Source organism: Microbacterium phyllosphaerae (genome assembly GCF_017876435.1).
Taxonomy (GTDB): Bacteria; Actinomycetota; Actinomycetes; order Actinomycetales; family Microbacteriaceae; genus Microbacterium; species Microbacterium phyllosphaerae.
Genome location: NZ_JAGIOA010000001.1, coordinates 187494 through 203917 on the forward strand (window position 1 = coordinate 187494; position 16424 = coordinate 203917).

A 16424-nucleotide genomic window follows, 5' to 3' on the forward strand; every position below is an offset into this window, starting at 1 on the left:
GCGCGGGCTCGTACGATCGGTCGCGCCTAGAGCGTCGCCGCGTGGTCGGGGACGAAAGCATGCTCGTCGATCGGCGGACGCGGGGCACCCGACGCCGCGGGGCGGTCGGGGAAGTGGACCTCTTCGGGGTCGAGCCGGCGGTAGGGGATCTGACTCAGCAGATGGTGGATGGTGTTGAGCCGCGCGGCCTTCTTGTCGTCGCTGTCGATCGACCACCAGGGCGCGGCCTCGCGATCGGTGATGTCGAACATCGCATCCTTGGCCTGTGAGTAGTCCTCCCAGCGGGAGATGGAGGCCAGGTCGGTGTCGGAGAGCTTCCACCGTCGCATCGGATCGTTCAAGCGTGACCGGAACCTCTTCTCCTGTTCGGTGTCGGATACCGAGTACCAGTACTTCAGCAGGATGATCCCGTCGTCGACCAGCATCTGCTCGACGACGGGGACCTGCGCGAGGAAGCGGTCGTACTCCTCGTCCGTGCAGTAGCCCATCACCTTCTCGACGCCGGCGCGGTTGTACCAGGACCGATCCATCAGCACGATCTCGCCCGTGGTGGGAAGCCGCTCGATGTACCGCTGGAAGTACCACTGGCCCCTCTCGCGTTCCGACGGCTGCGGCAGGGCGACCACCCGGGCGTGACGCGGATTGAGGTACTGCATCACGCGCTTGATCGCACCGCCCTTGCCCGCCGCATCGCGGCCCTCGAAGATCACGAGAATCCGCGCATCTGCCGCGATGACCCACTGCTGCATGCTGACGAGCTCGATCTGCAGACGCCTCAGTTCCTTCTCGTACCGCTTCTTGTCGAGCCGTGTGTGCGTCTTCCTCTTGTCATGGTGCTTGTGCTTCTCGTCATGGGCCTTGGTCTTGGTCTGGGTCTTGGTCTTGGTCTTGCCGGCCATCGTGTCCTTCCCGTCCGTGGCGTGGGTGACGGGCGGCCGCCCCACGCCCGATCTCGCGAGACAACCAGACCGGCACAGCCCGCAGAACCCCCTTGCTTTCGGAGGCGGCAGAGGATTCCCCACCGGACACGCGTGCGAGAGCCCGACATCCGCCCGCGGCACGCGCCCGGGGAAAGTCATACGGCGTCATCGGGAATATGCGTTCACATGCATTCGTTGAGACCCTCGTACCCGGACGAAGGAGTCCGATCGACTCCTTTCCGAAAGGCACTTCCGTGAGCACTCCCGTGATTGACCGCACCGCCCCCACCGAGCACCCCGTCCTCGACGTCCTCGCCGGGCGCTGGAGCCCTCGCGCCTACGACGCCGAGAACACGATCGACGACGCCAAGCTGAACGCCGCCCTCGAGGCCGCGCGCTGGTCGCCGTCGGCATACAACCTGCAGCCGTGGCGCTTCATCGTCGCTCGCCGTGGCACCGCGCTGTTCGACCAGGTCGTCGAGTCGCTCGTCGAGTTCAACCAGCTCTGGGCCTCGAAGGCCTCGGCCCTCATCGTCGCGATCGCCGAGACCGAGTCCGAAGAGGGCAAGGCCATCAGCCACGCGGTCTACGACCTCGGCCAGGCCGTCGCCCACTTCTCGGTGCAGGCGCACCACGAGGGTCTCCTCGTGCACCAGATGAGCGGCTTCGACCCTGAAGTCGTCCGCGAGTTCGCCGACCTGTCGCCGCGTTTCTCGGCCATCACCGTGATCGCCGTCGGCGAGTACGGCGACGCCGCCGGTCTTCCCGAGGGTCTCCAGCAGGGCGAGACCGCACCGCGCGTGCGTCGCCCGATCGACGAGACGGTCATCCTCAGCGCCTGACACCCAGCCGCACCGCCGAAGGGCGCCACCCGATATACCGGGTGGCGCCCTTCGTGCGTGGGCCGCCCAGACCTAGACTCGTCCGCATGGCGATTCAGCGAAGGATCAAATCGGTCGAGCAGTCGATGGCCGAGACGCACGACGAGAAACGCTCGCTGAAGCGCTCGCTCGGCGTCTGGGACCTGGCGGTCATGGGCGTCGCGGTGGCCGTCGGCGCGGGCATCTTCTCGGTCGGCGCCGAGGCGTCGGCGCGGCACGCCGGCCCCGCGGTGATCATCTCGTTCATCATCGCCGCGGCCGTGTGCGGCCTCGCGATCCTCTGCTACGCCGAGTTCGCCTCATCCATCCCCGTCGCCGGCTCCGCATACACGTTCACCTACTCGACGCTGGGCGAATTCCTCGCGTGGATCATCGGCTGGGACCTCATCCTCGAGATGCTCATGGCCTCGGCGGTGATCGCGAAGTACTGGGGCGTCTACCTCGGCGACGCCGTCTCGCTGTTCGATCTCGAGATCCCGATGACCCTGCAGCTCGGCCCGCTGTCGTTCGACTGGGGCCCCGTCGTCATCGTCGCGATCTTCACGGTGCTGCTCGCCCTCGGCACCCAGCTGTCGAGCCGGGTGAACAGCGTGTTCACGGTGATCAAGGTCGCGATCGTGCTGTTCGTCATCGTCGTCGGGTTCTTCTTCATCAACGGCGCCAACTACACCCCGTTCGTGCCTCCCGCGCAGTCGGGTGCCGCCTCCGAGAGCGCGTGGACGCAGTCGCTCTTCTCGTTCATGACCGGCTCCGACCCGACGATGTACGGCGTCTTCGGCATCCTCAGCGGTGCGGCGCTGGTGTTCTTCGCGTTCATCGGCTTCGACGTCGTCGCGACCAGCGCCGAGGAGACCAAGGATCCCAAGCGCACGGTGCCCCGCGGCATCATCCTCGGCCTGATCATCGTCACCGTGCTCTACGTGATGGTCGCGATCGTCATCACCGGCATGGTGTCGTACACCGAGCTGGCGAAGCTCGACGAGCCGTCGCTCGCGAGCGCGTTCGAGCTGGTCGGCGCCACCTGGGCCGCTCAGGTCATCGCGATCGGCAGCCTGGTCGGACTCACCACCGTCGTGATGGTGCTGCTCATGGGCCTCGCCCGCGTCGTGTTCGCGATGAGCCGCGACGGCCTGCTCCCCCGCTCGCTCAGCGTCACCGACGCCAAGCGGGGAACACCGATCCGCATCCAGCTGATCGTCGGCGTGATCATCGCGATCATCGCGGGCTTCACCGACGTGCAGGTGCTCGGCGACATGATCAACATCGGCACCCTGTCGGCGTTCGTGCTCGTGAGCATCGGCGTGCCGATCCTGCGCAAGAGCCGCCCGGACCTCGAGCGCCCGTTCACGGTGCCGCTGTCGCCGTGGCTGCCCTGGATCTCGGCGATCGCCTGCTTCTGGCTGATGCTCAACCTCAGCACCGAGACCTGGCTGCGCTTCGCGATCTGGCTGGCGCTCGGCCTGATCATCTACTTCGCGTACTCGCGGCGACACTCGATCATCGGCCGCGAACTCGAAGCCGATGCGCTGAAGGGAATCCGCAGACCGACAGCAGGTTGATGCGATCCGGACACGGAAGAGGGGCGGATGCCGCGGCATCCGCCCCTCTTCCGTGTGTCTGCAGTCGCCCGCTCGCCGCGCTCTAGTCGTCGAGGAGCTCGGCCTCGATCACGTCGTCGTCGTCCGGCCCGGTTCCTGTGTCGGGCTCCGGGGCGGTCGACGTCAGAACGAGACCCGTGCCGTCGGCCGCCACATCGACCCGCACCGTGTCGCCGTCGTGCACCCCACCCGAGAGCAGTGCCGTCGCCAGCTTGTTCTGCACCTCGGTCTGGATGAGACGCCGCAGCGGACGGGCGCCGAACATCGGGTCGTATCCGCGCTCGGCGAGCCACGCCCGAGCATCGGGAGTGACCGCGAGAGTGAGCCGGCGGTCGCGCAGCCGGTCGTGCAGCTGATCGATCGACAGCTCGACGATCTGGGCCAGGTCGTCTTGGCTGAGCGCCGAGAACATCACGATGTCGTCGAGACGGTTGAGGAACTCGGGCCGGAACGCCTGGTGCACGAGAGCCATCACCTGCTCGCGCTTCTCATCGGGCGACAGCGTCGGGTCGATGAGGATCGGTGAACCGAGGTTCGAGGTCAGGATCAGGATCACGTTCGTGAAATCGACCGTTCGCCCCTGCCCGTCGGTCAGACGACCGTCGTCGAGCACCTGCAGCAGCACGTCGAACACCTCGGGGTGCGCCTTCTCGACCTCGTCGAGCAGCACGACGCTGTACGGACGCCGCCGCACGGCCTCGGTCAGCTGGCCGCCCTGCTCGTAGCCGACGTACCCGGGAGGGGCGCCGACGAGCCGGGAGACCGAGTGCTTCTCGCCGTACTCCGACATGTCGATGCGCACCATGGCGCGCTCGTCGTCGAAGAGGAAGTCGGCGAGGGCCTTCGCGAGCTCGGTCTTTCCGACACCCGTCGGGCCGAGGAAGAGGAACGAGCCGGTGGGGCGACCCGGGTCGCTGATGCCGGCCCGCGAGCGCCGCACGGCATCGGACACGGCCTTCACCGCATCCTTCTGCCCGATGAGGCGCTTGCCGAGCTCGGATTCGAGGTGCAGCAGCCGCTCGCTCTCACCCTGCAGCAGCCGACCGACGGGGATGCCGGTCCACGCCGCGATCACGGCGGCGATGTCCTCGTCGGTGACCTGCTCGTTGACCATGCGGCCCTCGCTCGAGACGGCCGCTTCGGCCTGCTCGGCCTCGGCGATCTCGCGCTCGAGGCGCTTGATGGTCTCGTACTCGAGCTTCGAGGCACGCGTGTAGTCGGCCTCGCGCATGGCGAGATCGCGCTGCGTGACCGCGTCGTCGAGCTTCTTCTTCAGGTCGCCGACGCGGTTCAGACCCTGGCGCTCGCGCGCCCAGCGGGCCTCGAGGTCGGCGAGCTGCGCCTCCATCCCCACGAGCTGCTCCCGCAGGGCCGCGAGACGCTCTTTCGAGGCGGCGTCCTTCTCGCGCTTGAGGGCGAGCTCTTCGAGCTTCATGCGGTCGACCTGGCGCTTGAGCTGGTCGATCTCGACGGGAGACGAGTCGATCTCCATCTTGAGCCGCGACATCGACTCGTCGATCAGGTCGATCGCCTTGTCGGGGAGCTGCCGGGCGGGGAGGTAACGGTTCGACAGAGCCGCGGCGGCGACCAGGGCGCTGTCGGAGATCGTCACCCCGTGGTGCGCCTCATACCGGCCCTTGAGTCCACGGAGGATCGCGATGGTGTCCTCGACCGTGGGTTCACCGACGTAGACCTGCTGGAAGCGGCGCTCGAGCGCGGCATCCTTCTCGATGAACTCGCGGTACTCGTTGAGCGTCGTCGCGCCGATCAGGCGCAGTTCGCCACGGGCGAGCATCGGCTTGAGCATGTTCGACGCGGCCACCGAGCCTTCGCCGCCGCCCGCTCCCATGAGCACGTGCAGCTCGTCGATGAACGTGATGATCTGCCCATCGGACTCGGTGATCTCTTTGAGGACGCTCTTCAGCCGCTCCTCGAACTGCCCGCGATACATCGCACCGGCCACGAGAGCCGAGATGTCGAGTGACACCAGCTCTTTGTCCTTGAGGGATTCGGCGACGTCACCCGCGACGATGCGCTGCGCGAGCCCCTCGACGACGGCGGTCTTGCCGACGCCGGGCTCACCGATCAGCACCGGGTTGTTCTTGGTGCGGCGGGTGAGCACCTGGCTGACGCGCCGGATCTCGCTGTCTCGACCGATCACGGGGTCGAGCTTGCCCTGACGGGCGCGGTCGGTGAGGTTGATCCCGAACTGCTCGAGGGCGGACTGCTGGTCGTCGTTCTGGGTGCTCTGTGGGCTGGGCATGTGTTCCTCCTGAGGAGACTCCTTATGGTCGGCGTCCGAAAGTTGAGTGGACTTGACTCAAGTTTAGCGCATTCTGCGCACAGCATCCAGGATCGCTCCTGCCACCTCGCGTTTCGAGCCTGACGCGGATGCCACGACAGCACCACCCCCTCCGACGATCTCGACCGCGTTGTCCCTCTTCTCGAAACCGTGCTCGGCGTTCGCGAGGTTGACGGCGAGCAGGTCGACGCCCTTGCGCTCGCGCTTGCGGCGAGCGCGATCCAGCCGCTCGTCCGCGTCCTCGGAGGTCTCGGCAGCGAACGCGACGATCGTCTGCCCCTCCGGCGCATGACCGTCGGCACGGAGAGCCGCCAGCGCTCCGACGACGTCCTCGTTCTCGACGAGCTCGAGGTGCGTCAGCAGGCCCTGCTCCTTCGTGAGCTTCTGATCCGACACGGATGCGGGTCGATAGTCGGCGACCGCGGCCGCCATGATCACGAGGTCAGCGCTCGCGGAGGCATCCTTCATCGCTGTCGAGAGCTCGGCGGCGGTTCCCACAGACACGACGCGGACCGACGGATGCCGTGCCTCGGCGAGCACGTCGGCCGAGACATTCGCGGCGACGACCGTCACGTCGGCTCCGCGGGCGGCGGCCTCCGCCGCGAGCGCGATGCCCTGCCGGCCGCTGGAGCGGTTTCCGAGGAATCGCACGGGATCGATGGGCTCGCGGGTGCCGCCGGCCGAGATCGCGACGCGCAGTCCGGCGAGGTCACGCGGTGCGAGCAGGGCGAGGGCGGCCTCGACGATGACCTCGGGCTCCGACATACGACCCGGCCCGCTGTCTCCTCCGGCGAGCTCACCGTCAGCCGGGCCGACCAGGTGCACCCCGCGTGACGCGAGGGTCGCGATGTTCGCCTGGGTCGCCGCATTGCGCCACATCTCGGCGTGCATGGCGGGCGCGAGGACGACAGGAGCCTCGGTGGCGAGCAGCGTGGTGCCGAGCAGGTCGTCGGCGATGCCCGCGGTGATCTTCGCGATCGTGTTGGCGGTGGCCGGAGCCACGATCACCAGGTCGGCGTTCTGACCGAGAGCCACGTGCCGCACGCGGGCGACGTCGTCGTGCACGCTGGTCGTGACCGGATGCCGACTGAGCGCCTCCCACGTCGGTGTGCCGACGAAGCGCAGTGCGTCCTCCGTCGGCACCACGGTCACCTCATGACCCGCCTTGGTCAGCAGACGCACCAGGTGCACTGTCTTGTATGCGGCGATGCCACCTGTAACCCCGACGACGATGTTCACGGTTCGATTCTGCCGCAGCATCCACCCCACCGGGGCTGAGCCGGGGATGCCGCGCGAACCCCGAAGCCGGGACCCCGGCCCTGCACGCCGCTCGACGCCGGCCCTGCACGCCGCCAGACGCCCGCCGCACCATCCCGGCCTACACCGCCGACCTAGACTTGTCCCCGTGTGCACCGTGGTGATCGATGTGGCCGGCCCCGACTCCGCGCGTCTGCTCGCGGTGCGCGATGAGGATCCGCAGCGCGAGTGGGATGCCCTCGGCGAATGGTGGCCGGACGCGCACCCCGGGGTCTCGGGCATCCGCGACCGACGGGCGGGTGGCGCCTGGCTCGCGGTCAACCTCTCCGAGCGCCGCCTCGCCGTGCTGCTCAACCGCGCCGACGTGGTCGATCTCGCCGGCGACGCGGCTGTCTCTCGCGGCTCGCTCGCACTGGAGTCCGTGGCGGGCCGCTCCCCCGTCGCGCCACTGCAGATGCACGGCTTCAATCTGCTCGAGGTGCGTCCCGAGGGGTCGCGCGTGCTGAGCTGGGATGGTGTCGAGCTGCGCGAGACGCCGATCGGCGATGGCATCCATATGATCGCCCACGACGATCTCGACGACCTCGGGACTCCTCGCATCGCCGCCTGGCTGCCCGCGTTCCGCGCCCTCGGCCCGGCCGCCGAGAGCACGGACTGGACACGCGAGTGGACCTCTCTGCTCGCATCGTCGTCGCGACTCGACCCCGAAGACGACCGCGCGATCATCCGCGACAACCGGCCCCACGGATACCCCACGCAGTCGCTGCTCTACTGCACGGCATCCGTCACACCGGCAGGGGTCGAGGTCGACTACCGTGCACTCCCGAGCCCCGGCCACTGGGACCACTGACGCACCGCCGGGGCGGCGCCGCCCCGGCACGCTGAGACCGATCAGGCCGCGGAGGACTCCGCGTCGTCCACGCAGGAGAAGCGCGCCCGATAAGCGGTCGGGGTCGTGCCGAGCACGCGTGAGAAGTTCTGCCTCAGTACCGCGGCCGACCCGAAGCCGCACTCGTCGGCGATCTGCTCGAGCGACAGATCGCTGCGCTCCAGCAGGCGCTGGGCGTGCAGCACCCGCTGGCGGGCCAGCCAGGCCGCAGGTGTCGCGCCGTACTCGGCCTTGAACCGGCGGGCGAAGGTGCGCGGCGACATGAGCGCGCGGGCCGCGAGCTGATCGACACCGAGGTCGTCGCGCAGGTGCTCGACCGCCCAGTCGGCGACCGCTGCGAGCGAGTCGCTCTGGACCACCGGGATCGGGCGATCGATGAACTGCGCCTGCCCACCGTCGCGCTGAGGCGGCACCACCATGCGCCGGGCGATGCGATTGGTGAGCTCGGCGCCGAGCTCCTGACGCAGCAGGTGCAGGCACGCGTCGATGCCCGCGGCGGTGCCCGCGCTCGTGATGATCCGCCCGTCCTGCACGAAGAGCACGTCGGGGTCGATGTCGATCTGCGGGTACATCTCGGCCATGATGTCGGCATACATCCAGTGCGTGGTGGCGCGACGACCGTCGAGCACCCCCGCCGCGCCGAGGATGAACGACGCACTGCAGATGGTCAGCAGCCAGGCGCCGCGCGCCACCGCGTCGCGGGCCACATCGAGCAGGAGCGGATCGATGTTCGGCCAGTACTCGCGCGGCACCGGGCAGAGCACGACGAGATCTGCCTCGTACGCGAACGAGAGATCGTGCTCGACGTTGATCGAGAATCCGAGCTTCGACTTCACGACCCCGGGATGCGGCGCGATGACCCGGAAGTCGAAGTTCGGCACTCCGTCGTTCGAACGGTCGAGGCCGAACGCCTCGCAGGCGAGACCGAATTCGAACGGCGCGAATCCGTCTTGGACGACGCAGGCGACGGTCTTCATCATGGCGCTCTCCCGAGGTTGGCAGTTTTCCTACGGTCGTAGTCTATCCGGCCACTCGTGGCGGAACAACAGCGAACGTAGCGTTTCTGCCATGTTCATTCTCATCGCACTCCTCGCCCTCGGCGTGTGGGCGCTCGTCGCCACCGTCATCGAACTCCGCCGCGACGGATACCGCCGCATTCCCACCGACTGGTCCCGCGTCTCAGGCCGCGACGCTCTCGACCGAGCCGAGGCGGGGCGCGTCTACCGCTGACGTCCGCCGAGCCCCTCTATCCGCCCGGCGAATCGCGCGGCTACGCTCGACATCATGAGCGAGCCTCAGCAGCCCCCCGCGCAGCCGTACGGAACTCCCCCGCACTCGGCGCCGCAGTCACCACCCTCGTCGCAGACTCCCGCGGTCGAGGGAGCGCACCCGGCACCGCAGCACTATGCGGGACAGCAGCAGCACCCGGCACCGCCGCAGTTTGCGGGACAGCCCTACGGCTCGCAGCACCCTCCCGCATCCGCTCATCCCGGCTCTGCGGCCACGAGCCCGAGCAGCGGCGGGTCGCTGGGCCGCCTGGCGTTCATCATCTCGCTCGTGGCTCTCGGGATCGGCCTCCTCGTCACGCTCTCCTTCCCCCTCGTCGTCCGCTCGTTCTATGACGCGTCCGGGATCGGCGCCTTCAGCGCGATCGGCAACGGGCTGGTGCTGGTCGTCTCCGTCCTGGCGCTCATCCTGGGCCTGATGTCGATGCGGCGCCCCGGCCAGCAGATCCTCACAGGGATCGCCATCGGCATCAGCGCATCGGCGACCGCCGGAATCGTGATGTCGTGGTTGTCGAACCTCGCCTTCGCGCTCGCCTACAACTGACCGGGAGCACCCCTTCATGAGCGAATCACAGCCCTCCTCCGGCACACACCACCTTCCCCAGGGCCAGCAGTTCCCACCGGCACCGCAACCGGGACAGCCATACTCTGCACCAGGACAGCAGTACCAGAACACCGGACAGCCGTATCCGCCCACATCTCAGCCGGCTCAGCCCTCCGACCGGCCGTCTCAGTCCGCACAGCCCGGCCAGCCATACGCTCAGCCCGGCCAGCCATACGCCCAGCCCGGCCAGCCATACGCCCAGCCCGGCCAGCCATATGGCACGCCGCACCCCACCGCAGGGTCGGGGACTCCCGGCTCTCCGAAGGGAGCGAACCCCCTCGGCCGTACCGCCTTCCTCGTGGCGGTGCTCTCCGTCGGATTCGGACTGGTCTCCCAGCTGCTGCTGCAGTTCCTCTACGCGAACTCGATCATCGACTGGATAGCGATGGGCGCGGTGCCGAGCATCCTGAACTTCCTCGTGTTCGTGGGCGCCGCGACCGGAATCGTGCTGGGCATCGCGGCACTGCGGCGTCCGGCACCACACCTGCTCGCCGCGATCGCGATCGGTCTGGCCGTGAACACGGTTCTGGGGACGCTCGCTTCGGGGCTCTCGAGCGTGTTCTACAACTTCTTCTGACGCGCCCGATCAGCCGGCGAGCACGCGCTCGTAGACCTCGATCATCGCGGCCGTGCGCGACGACTGCCGGAACGCCTCCGAGACCTCGCGCATCGGCACAGGCGCGTCGCCCGCAGCGATGTCGGATGCCGCTCGGCGCAACGTGTCGATGAGACCCGCCTTGCGCTGCTCCTCGGTGCCCGCTGCTCCGGGAACGGCCCAGAGACCACCGCCGAGCTCGGCCGCGATGTCGGGGTCGCTGATCACCGAGGGCGTACCGAGCGTCGCCGCTTCGAACGGCGTCATGCCCTGCGTCTCGAAACCGATCGACGTCTGCACGAGAGCATCCGCAGCGGCGATCCGCGCCAAAGTGTCCTGGTAGCTCAGCTTGCCGACGAAGCGCACGTTCGCCATCCCCGCGACGATCTTCTCTGCGGCAGGCCGCTGCGCACCGCCGCCGATGATCTCGAGATCGGCATCGACCCCTGATTCGACGAACGCCTGCAGGAAGGGCAGCAGCCGCTTCTCGGGACTCATTCGGCCGAGCCACACGAACCGGGGGCGACCGGGCGCGCGCTCCGCGGGAGCTGAGGCGAGGGTCTCTTCGCGCACGTCATCGTCGATGCCGTTCCAGACGACGTCGACCGGGCTGAACACGCCGTGCTCCTCGAGGCGGCGTGCGAAGTGGGTCGAGGGGGCGGTCACAGCCGAGGCTCCGCTCGCGATGCCGCGCAGGAACGCCCAGCCGTCACTGCCGTCGACACGCGAGGATGCGACTCCGTGCAGCGCTCGGCGCCGCCAGAGGTTCAGCGCCCCGAGCACAGGGCGGTGCAGCGGCGTCACCGCGGCGATGCCGACGTCGACCCTGTTGTGCATGGTGTGCACCACGGGGATGCCGTGCCGCGCAGCGTAACGGTGACCGATGAACGCGCCCCAGAAGTCTGCCTGCAGGTGCACGAGGTCGACCGGGGGGCGGTGTGTCATCGCACGGTCGAGGAACCGATCGGTCGCTCGCCCCGGCCAGCTCATCGAGTACTCGCGGTCGACGGTGATCGGCACGGACGGCAGGTCGACGTTCGCGGGGTCGGGAGCATCGGATGCCCGCGATCCGTGCATCTTCGGGGCGACCACGGTCACCGTGTGGCCGGCGCGCTCGAGGAACTCGCGCTGCAGCCGCATCGACACCTGCGCGCCGCCGAGGGAGTCCAGGTGCTGATCGCCGAAGAAGACGATGTGCATGGCGCGGGCCGTCACTCGGGCAGCGGCTCGTCGCGGTACAGCGCCTCGAACGTGTCGAGGGTGCGGTTGATGTCGTGGATCGCGACGCCGTCGAGAGATGCCTGCTGCATCCGCGCGTACTCGGCCGGAGCCGCGGTGAGCACGTCGGTCAGCCGCGCGGCGAGAGCGTCGGCATTGCCCGGCTCGAACAGGTAGCCGTTCTCACCGTCGTGCACCAGGTGCGGCAGGGCGACGGCATCCGCCGCGACGATCGGGAGCGCCGAAGCCATCGCCTCCATGGTCGCGATCGACTGCAGCTCGGCGATCGAGGCGATCGTGAACACCGAGGCGCGTGACAGCAGCGCCCGGAGCTCTTCGTCGGTCGTGCGGCCGTGGAAGGTCACCCGATCCGCGAGACCCAGCTGATTCGTGAGGCTTTCGAGCTGCTTGCGCTGGTCGCCGCCTCCGACGATGTCGAAGGTCGTGTCGAGCGCCGGGTCGAGCTTCGTCATGGCCTCGAGGATCACCTCGACCTGCTTCTCGGCGGTCAGGCGGCCGACGAAGATGATGCGGTTCCTCTCTCGGGGGGCGATCACCGGCGTGTACTGGGTGCGGTCGATGCCGCAGCTCACGGGGATGACGTTCTCGACGGCGACGGTGCGCTCGAGGAAGTCGGCGGCGCGACGCGTGGGCGTGGTGATCGCGCGAGTCAGAGCGAACGTGCGCTTCGCGTCACCCCAGGCCCAGCGCAGCACGAGGTCATCGACCCATTTGGGCATCGTGGTGTGGTCGAGGATGTTCTCGGCCATCACGTGGTTCGTCGCGATCACCGGGATGCCGCGCTCGTGCGCGATCCGGGCGAGGCCGCGGCCGATCACGATGTGCGACTGGATGTGCACCACGTCCGGCTGCACGCTGTCGAGGATCTTCCGGGCGTAGTGCTTCACACGCCACGGCCAGACGAAGCGCAGCCAGTCGTGGGGGGCCCAGCGCACCGACGGAAGGCGGTGCATCGTCATCGGCTCGCCCTCGATCACCTCGGTCTGCGCGGGCGTGCGGCGGTACGCCACGTTCGGAGCGACGACGTGGACGTCCTCACCCCGCTGCACGAGCCCTGCCGCGAGGCGTTCGGCGAAGCGGGCTGCGCCGTTGATGTCGGGCGCGAAGGTGTCGCATCCGATCAGGATGCGCAGGGGACGCTGCCCGGGGTCGGGGGCGACGTCGGGAGCACTCGTCGGATCGGAGGTAGAGGAGGACATTCTGCCTTACGGTACGGCGGTCAAGGAGCCCGATCGGGCGCTGGCCACTCTACCCGAGGGGCCTGATCGAGCCTCCGAGGCATACCGGCATCCCTCAGCCTCACCCCCTAGCGTGGAGGCATGCGACTGACAGCCGACGCCGACCCCCAGCAGTGGATCCCCGTCACGGACTCGCTCGGCTGGAGGGGGCGGCGTCATCGCAAGGCCGCCATCCGGATGCTGCTGGGGCAGGTGAACTCGGCGATCGGCGTCACTGAGCGGCCCGGTTCTCGGTTCGGTGCCTGGGCGATGAGCCAGGCTGCTCCTCTGCTGATGCGCAGGGCCGACGGTCGCGTGCTCGTGTGGACATGGAAGGCCGACCCCGAACTCGTCGTCGCGATGGCCACGGTGCAGGCGCTGACCCCCGAGGTGCGCATCGCCCGCGCATCCATGCCGATGGACTACGACGACACCGGGTCGTTCTCGAGCCGCTGGCTGGGTGCGGGCGAGAAGCTCGTGGTGGCGATGCCGCCGTCGCCCGCCTCGCCGCCGTTCGCCACCTACACCTGGGACACGGGCACTCACCTCGTGACGCTGACGGCGGTCTGCAGCGACCGTGAGCGTTTCGGCACTCTCGACGCAGCACTCGACGACCTGGCTCGCAGCATCCGCATCGCCGACGAGCTGTCGGGCGGCGAGTCGCCCGACGTGCTGCGCCTCGGACCCGCCTGAACTCGGGCCAGCCTGAACTCGGGCCAGCCTGAGTGCAGTTCTCTTACCCGGTCGGCGGTTGCCACAGTTCGATCGCGAGACCTTCGGGGTCGTGGATGCGGGCGAAAGTGCCGTATTCCGCGGTGTTCCAATCATCGCGTCGCTCGACCGAAATCCCTGAGGCGTCCAACCGCGTGACGAGCTCCTCGATGTTCGAGACTCTGAGATTGAGCATGAACTGCTGATCGGCGGCGAAGTAGTCGCTGTCGGCGGCGAACGGCGCGAAGACTGTCATGCCGGCCTCCTGCTGCCACATGCCGTCGTGCCCTGCCCCGATTCCGAGATGCTCGCGGTACCAGGCGGCTCGAGCCTCCGGGTCTCTGCTGCGGAAGAAGAGTCCGCCGATGCCTGTGATGTCAGTGCTCATGACCCTGTTCTACTCCTGTCCGGGGTGCTCAGGTCTGCGTTGTTCCTGTCTGCGTTGCTCAGGTGTGCGTTGCTCAGGTCAGACCCGCAGCGGGGCACCACGAACGTGCTCACCTGCCGGGAGGCTGAGTCGTGGGGTGCGCCAGCGTTGGTCGGGGTCCCACCATCGTGGCCCTCGCACCTGTGGGACGCCCGCGCTCATCCGGATCTCCCACCCCGACGTGCCGAGAGATCGGTGATGCCACCAGCACAACGGCACACCGTTATCCGTATGGGTCGGCCCACCCCTCGCATGCTCGGTGACGTGGTGGATCTCGCACCAGGACGCCGGAACGTGGCACCCGGGGATCAGACACTCCTTGTCGCGGGCGATGATCGCTCGGCGTTGATGCACGGTGAACACCCGGTCGGTGGTCGTGATCCCGATGATCCGCCCCTCATCCATGAGCACACGCTGGATCGTCCCCGAGCATCCGACGTGCGCGGCGACGGAGACGGGGACGTGGGCGCCGGATCCGGGAATCGTCGCCCACCCGCCATTGCCGCGGTTGCGGCTGACACCGTGGGCGGCGAGGTCTTTCGCATCGACGTTCACGACGAGGACCGGTGACGACCCACCAAGGGTCGGCATGTCCTTGTGGCGGGCAGCGATTCCGAAAACCATCATGAGAGCGTCATGGCGTTTCTGCGCCGCCGTGCGATCATCAAGCACGCAGCGCGGGTCAGAGTTAAACGGATCGGAACCCTCGCCGTCGTCACCTGCACCCGCACCCGCACCCGCACCAAAGTCGGCAGCAGCATCGGAACCGGCACCAAACCCAGCACCCGCACCAGCACCAGCACCAACACCAGCACCAAAGTCCGCACCGGCGTTCGCACCGTCGTCCGCGCCAAGGTGCGCATCCGCATCGAAGTCCGTCCCGTCGTCGGCAGCGTCGCTCGGGGCGAAGTGCACGCCAGGCATCGGCGGCCCATCGCCTTTCGGGTTCAGGATCGCGTCGATGATCAGCTGCAGTTGCGCCGCGACCTCCGGGGTCAGATACCCCCGGATCGCATGCATCCCGTCTTTCAACCGGCCGATCGTGATCCCCCGGCGCCGACGCGCGTCCTCATCCTTCGGCTCCTCCCCGTCGGGGTCGAACATCGACGCGAGATCCTCCGCGAGAGCCTTCAGATCCTGCACCGTCGGCGCAGGACCCGACTCAGCATCGTCTCCATCCCCCTCGGGGTCCTCATCGGCATCTTCGGCGTCGGCCACGAGCCCGTGCCCGCGCGCGCACCCCGCCAACGCGACATCCGCCGCCAAACGTTGATCGATCGTGAGTCGATCCCACACCCTCTCGATCGGACCAGTCGCCGCCACAAACCCGGCCACCCCGACCACCCCGTCCAGCAACGCGAGGCGCAGCTCCGCCCACCGGGCCGGCATCCGCTCCCCCGACAGACTCACCGGGCGCCGCACCAGATCGACGACCCGGTCGACCCGCGCCGCACCCCGCACATCCACCCGCAGCACCCGCTGCACCAACTCATTCATCCCCCGACACCCCGCCGCATGCGGAAAATCCCCCGCATCACCCGTCGCGATCGTCTCAACGATCACCGCCTCGACCCGCCGGAACGCGGCCCCCGCGCCCTGCAACACGGTGATCCGGTCCGCCTCACTCAGCCCCGCGAGCGCGTCGTCGGACAGCACCGTGTCGAGGTCAGCGACGACCCGATCCAGAAGCCCCACAGTGCTGTTCATACCCCTGAGTCAACACGGGACCACCGACATTCGAGCCCCGAAACAACCCCGAATTACCCCAGATCAGAGCACGTATCCCAGCCTTCCGGCATGCTGCGAGTAACCGCTTCAAACCGAACCAAATGCGAACCGAACCGGACACACCGCCGGCGCTCCCTGCCGGACCGCGTCAAGACAGCGTCACAGCGGCATGAAGACAGCAACAAGACGGCGCCTCAACCGCAACACGGCAACGCCAAGGCCGCGTCACAACCGCGCCACGACCGCGTCACAACCGCGCCATGACCGCATCACGGCTGCGCACGGCTTCAGCGCTGAGCTGCACCCCTGACCGAGTACACAGCCGAGCCGCGATCAGTCCAGCCCGCGCTCAGCGAGCCACTGCTTCGCGACGAGCACGGGCGCGCGCACCAGCCAGGCATCCGCGATGATCTCGGCGAGCCGATCCCTCTCGACCGTGTCGAGCTGCACGAGCAGCCCCGGATACCCGTCGAAGTGCGGGATGGAGAACAACCCGTCGGGCTCCGCCGCGAGCAGCGCGGCCTTCTCTTCGAGGCTCGCCACCCGCACACCGAGCACCGGCCCCTCCGGCCACTCGAGTCCCAGGTCGGCGAGCTGGCGGAGATCGACCTTGCTGGGCCCACGGATCCACGCGATCTGCCCGCTCGGCAGGCGCCACGAGGGCTCTCCTGTATGGCCACCGGGGCGCTCGGTCACGCCGGGGAGCGCGAGCGCGATCTCACGCACATCATCAAGGGTGACCATCTGCCTATCGTCCTCCCGCACGGCCA

At 68.3% G+C, this 16424-nt stretch carries 16 protein-coding genes; 7 read left to right on the forward strand and 9 right to left on the reverse strand.

The window, feature by feature from the left end:
* Positions 1 to 26 precede the first annotated feature (26 nt).
* Complete coding sequence (ppk2, locus tag JOF42_RS00860) at positions 27 to 899, reverse strand: polyphosphate kinase 2 (RefSeq protein WP_210096125.1); 873 nt, start codon at positions 897 to 899, stop codon at positions 27 to 29.
* 275 nt (positions 900 to 1174) lie between these two features.
* Between ppk2 and JOF42_RS00865 the strand changes: the two genes are divergently transcribed.
* Both JOF42_RS00865 and JOF42_RS00870 read left to right on the forward strand, forming a co-directional pair.
* On the forward strand, positions 1175 to 1762 hold the full coding sequence (locus JOF42_RS00865) for a nitroreductase family protein (RefSeq protein ID WP_307803492.1): 588 nt from the start codon (positions 1175 to 1177) through the stop codon (positions 1760 to 1762).
* 86 nt (positions 1763 to 1848) lie between these two features.
* Positions 1849 to 3360, forward strand: a complete 1512-nt coding sequence (locus JOF42_RS00870; RefSeq protein WP_210096127.1) for an APC family permease — start codon at positions 1849 to 1851, stop codon at positions 3358 to 3360.
* Between the two features lie 82 nt (positions 3361 to 3442).
* On the opposite strand, the gene JOF42_RS00875 is transcribed toward JOF42_RS00870, so the two are convergent.
* Positions 3443 to 5662: an ATP-dependent Clp protease ATP-binding subunit gene (locus tag JOF42_RS00875; protein ID WP_210096128.1), complete on the reverse strand. Its 2220-nt coding sequence runs from the start codon at positions 5660 to 5662 to the stop codon at positions 3443 to 3445.
* A gap of 63 nt (positions 5663 to 5725) precedes the next feature.
* Positions 5726 to 6940, reverse strand: a complete 1215-nt coding sequence (coaBC, locus tag JOF42_RS00880; RefSeq protein WP_210096129.1) for a bifunctional phosphopantothenoylcysteine decarboxylase/phosphopantothenate--cysteine ligase CoaBC — start codon at positions 6938 to 6940, stop codon at positions 5726 to 5728.
* A 166-nt stretch (positions 6941 to 7106) separates the two neighbouring features.
* Between coaBC and JOF42_RS00885 the strand changes: the two genes are divergently transcribed.
* Complete coding sequence (locus JOF42_RS00885) at positions 7107 to 7808, forward strand: NRDE family protein (RefSeq protein WP_210096130.1); 702 nt, start codon at positions 7107 to 7109, stop codon at positions 7806 to 7808.
* Positions 7809 to 7849: 41 nt separating this feature from the next.
* Here JOF42_RS00885 and JOF42_RS00890 read toward each other — a convergent pair whose 3' ends face one another.
* Positions 7850 to 8824 carry a GlxA family transcriptional regulator gene (locus JOF42_RS00890; RefSeq protein ID WP_210099025.1) on the reverse strand — a complete coding sequence of 325 codons (975 nt, stop codon included), beginning with the start codon at positions 8822 to 8824 and terminating at the stop codon, positions 7850 to 7852.
* 91 nt (positions 8825 to 8915) lie between these two features.
* Here JOF42_RS00890 and JOF42_RS00895 point away from each other — a divergent pair, with 91 nt between their 5' ends.
* The 3 genes from JOF42_RS00895 (at position 8916) to JOF42_RS00905 (ending at position 10314) form a co-directional block, all read left to right on the forward strand.
* The gene (locus JOF42_RS00895; RefSeq protein ID WP_210096131.1) at positions 8916 to 9077 is read left to right on the forward strand and encodes a hypothetical protein; all 162 of its coding nucleotides are present in this window, start codon (positions 8916 to 8918) and stop codon (positions 9075 to 9077) included.
* A 54-nt stretch (positions 9078 to 9131) separates the two neighbouring features.
* Entirely contained in the window at positions 9132 to 9677 is a 546-nt protein-coding gene (locus tag JOF42_RS00900) for a hypothetical protein (protein WP_210096132.1), read from the forward strand.
* A gap of 358 nt (positions 9678 to 10035) precedes the next feature.
* Entirely contained in the window at positions 10036 to 10314 is a 279-nt protein-coding gene (locus tag JOF42_RS00905; RefSeq protein ID WP_210096133.1) for a hypothetical protein, read from the forward strand.
* Positions 10315 to 10323: 9 nt separating this feature from the next.
* On the opposite strand, the gene JOF42_RS00910 is transcribed toward JOF42_RS00905, so the two are convergent.
* Together JOF42_RS00910 and JOF42_RS00915 are read right to left on the reverse strand one after the other, a co-directional pair.
* On the reverse strand, positions 10324 to 11547 hold the full coding sequence (locus tag JOF42_RS00910; protein WP_307803493.1) for a glycosyltransferase: 1224 nt from the start codon (positions 11545 to 11547) through the stop codon (positions 10324 to 10326).
* On the reverse strand, positions 11544 to 12770 hold the full coding sequence (locus tag JOF42_RS00915; RefSeq protein WP_210096134.1) for a glycosyltransferase: 1227 nt from the start codon (positions 12768 to 12770) through the stop codon (positions 11544 to 11546). The genes JOF42_RS00910 and JOF42_RS00915 overlap by 4 nt, the downstream gene beginning before the upstream one ends.
* 120 nt (positions 12771 to 12890) lie before the next feature.
* On the opposite strand from JOF42_RS00915, the gene JOF42_RS00920 reads away from it, so the two are divergent.
* Positions 12891 to 13481 (forward strand): hypothetical protein, encoded by a 591-nt coding sequence (locus tag JOF42_RS00920; protein WP_210096135.1) that lies wholly within the window; start codon positions 12891 to 12893, stop codon positions 13479 to 13481.
* 43 nt (positions 13482 to 13524) lie between these two features.
* Here JOF42_RS00920 and JOF42_RS00925 read toward each other — a convergent pair whose 3' ends face one another.
* The 3 genes from JOF42_RS00925 to JOF42_RS00935 form a co-directional block, all read right to left on the reverse strand.
* On the reverse strand, positions 13525 to 13887 hold the full coding sequence (locus JOF42_RS00925; protein ID WP_210096136.1) for a VOC family protein: 363 nt from the start codon (positions 13885 to 13887) through the stop codon (positions 13525 to 13527).
* 78 nt (positions 13888 to 13965) lie between these two features.
* Positions 13966 to 15633: an HNH endonuclease signature motif containing protein gene (locus JOF42_RS00930; protein WP_210096137.1), complete on the reverse strand. Its 1668-nt coding sequence runs from the start codon at positions 15631 to 15633 to the stop codon at positions 13966 to 13968.
* A 354-nt stretch (positions 15634 to 15987) separates the two neighbouring features.
* Positions 15988 to 16398, reverse strand: a complete 411-nt coding sequence (locus JOF42_RS00935; protein ID WP_210096138.1) for an MmcQ/YjbR family DNA-binding protein — start codon at positions 16396 to 16398, stop codon at positions 15988 to 15990.
* Positions 16399 to 16424: the final 26 nt, after the last annotated feature.

Excerpts from the sequence above, each read along its gene's own strand:
- ppk2 (WP_210096125.1), bottom strand. The coding sequence starts at position 899 with ATGGCCGGCAAGACCAAGACCAAGACCCAGACCAAGACCAAGGCCCAT.
- JOF42_RS00870 (WP_210096127.1), top strand. The coding sequence starts at position 1,849 with ATGGCGATTCAGCGAAGGATCAAATCGGTCGAGCAGTCGATGGCCGAG.
- JOF42_RS00875 (WP_210096128.1), bottom strand. The coding sequence starts at position 5,662 with ATGCCCAGCCCACAGAGCACCCAGAACGACGACCAGCAGTCCGCCCTC.
- JOF42_RS00890 (WP_210099025.1), bottom strand. The coding sequence starts at position 8,824 with ATGAAGACCGTCGCCTGCGTCGTCCAAGACGGATTCGCGCCGTTCGAA.
- JOF42_RS00895 (WP_210096131.1), top strand. The coding sequence starts at position 8,916 with ATGTTCATTCTCATCGCACTCCTCGCCCTCGGCGTGTGGGCGCTCGTC.
- JOF42_RS00900 (WP_210096132.1), top strand. The coding sequence starts at position 9,132 with ATGAGCGAGCCTCAGCAGCCCCCCGCGCAGCCGTACGGAACTCCCCCG.
- JOF42_RS00915 (WP_210096134.1), bottom strand. The coding sequence starts at position 12,770 with ATGTCCTCCTCTACCTCCGATCCGACGAGTGCTCCCGACGTCGCCCCC.
- JOF42_RS00920 (WP_210096135.1), top strand. The coding sequence starts at position 12,891 with ATGCGACTGACAGCCGACGCCGACCCCCAGCAGTGGATCCCCGTCACG.
- JOF42_RS00925 (WP_210096136.1), bottom strand. The coding sequence starts at position 13,887 with ATGAGCACTGACATCACAGGCATCGGCGGACTCTTCTTCCGCAGCAGA.
- JOF42_RS00930 (WP_210096137.1), bottom strand. The coding sequence starts at position 15,633 with ATGAACAGCACTGTGGGGCTTCTGGATCGGGTCGTCGCTGACCTCGAC.
- JOF42_RS00935 (WP_210096138.1), bottom strand. The coding sequence starts at position 16,398 with ATGGTCACCCTTGATGATGTGCGTGAGATCGCGCTCGCGCTCCCCGGC.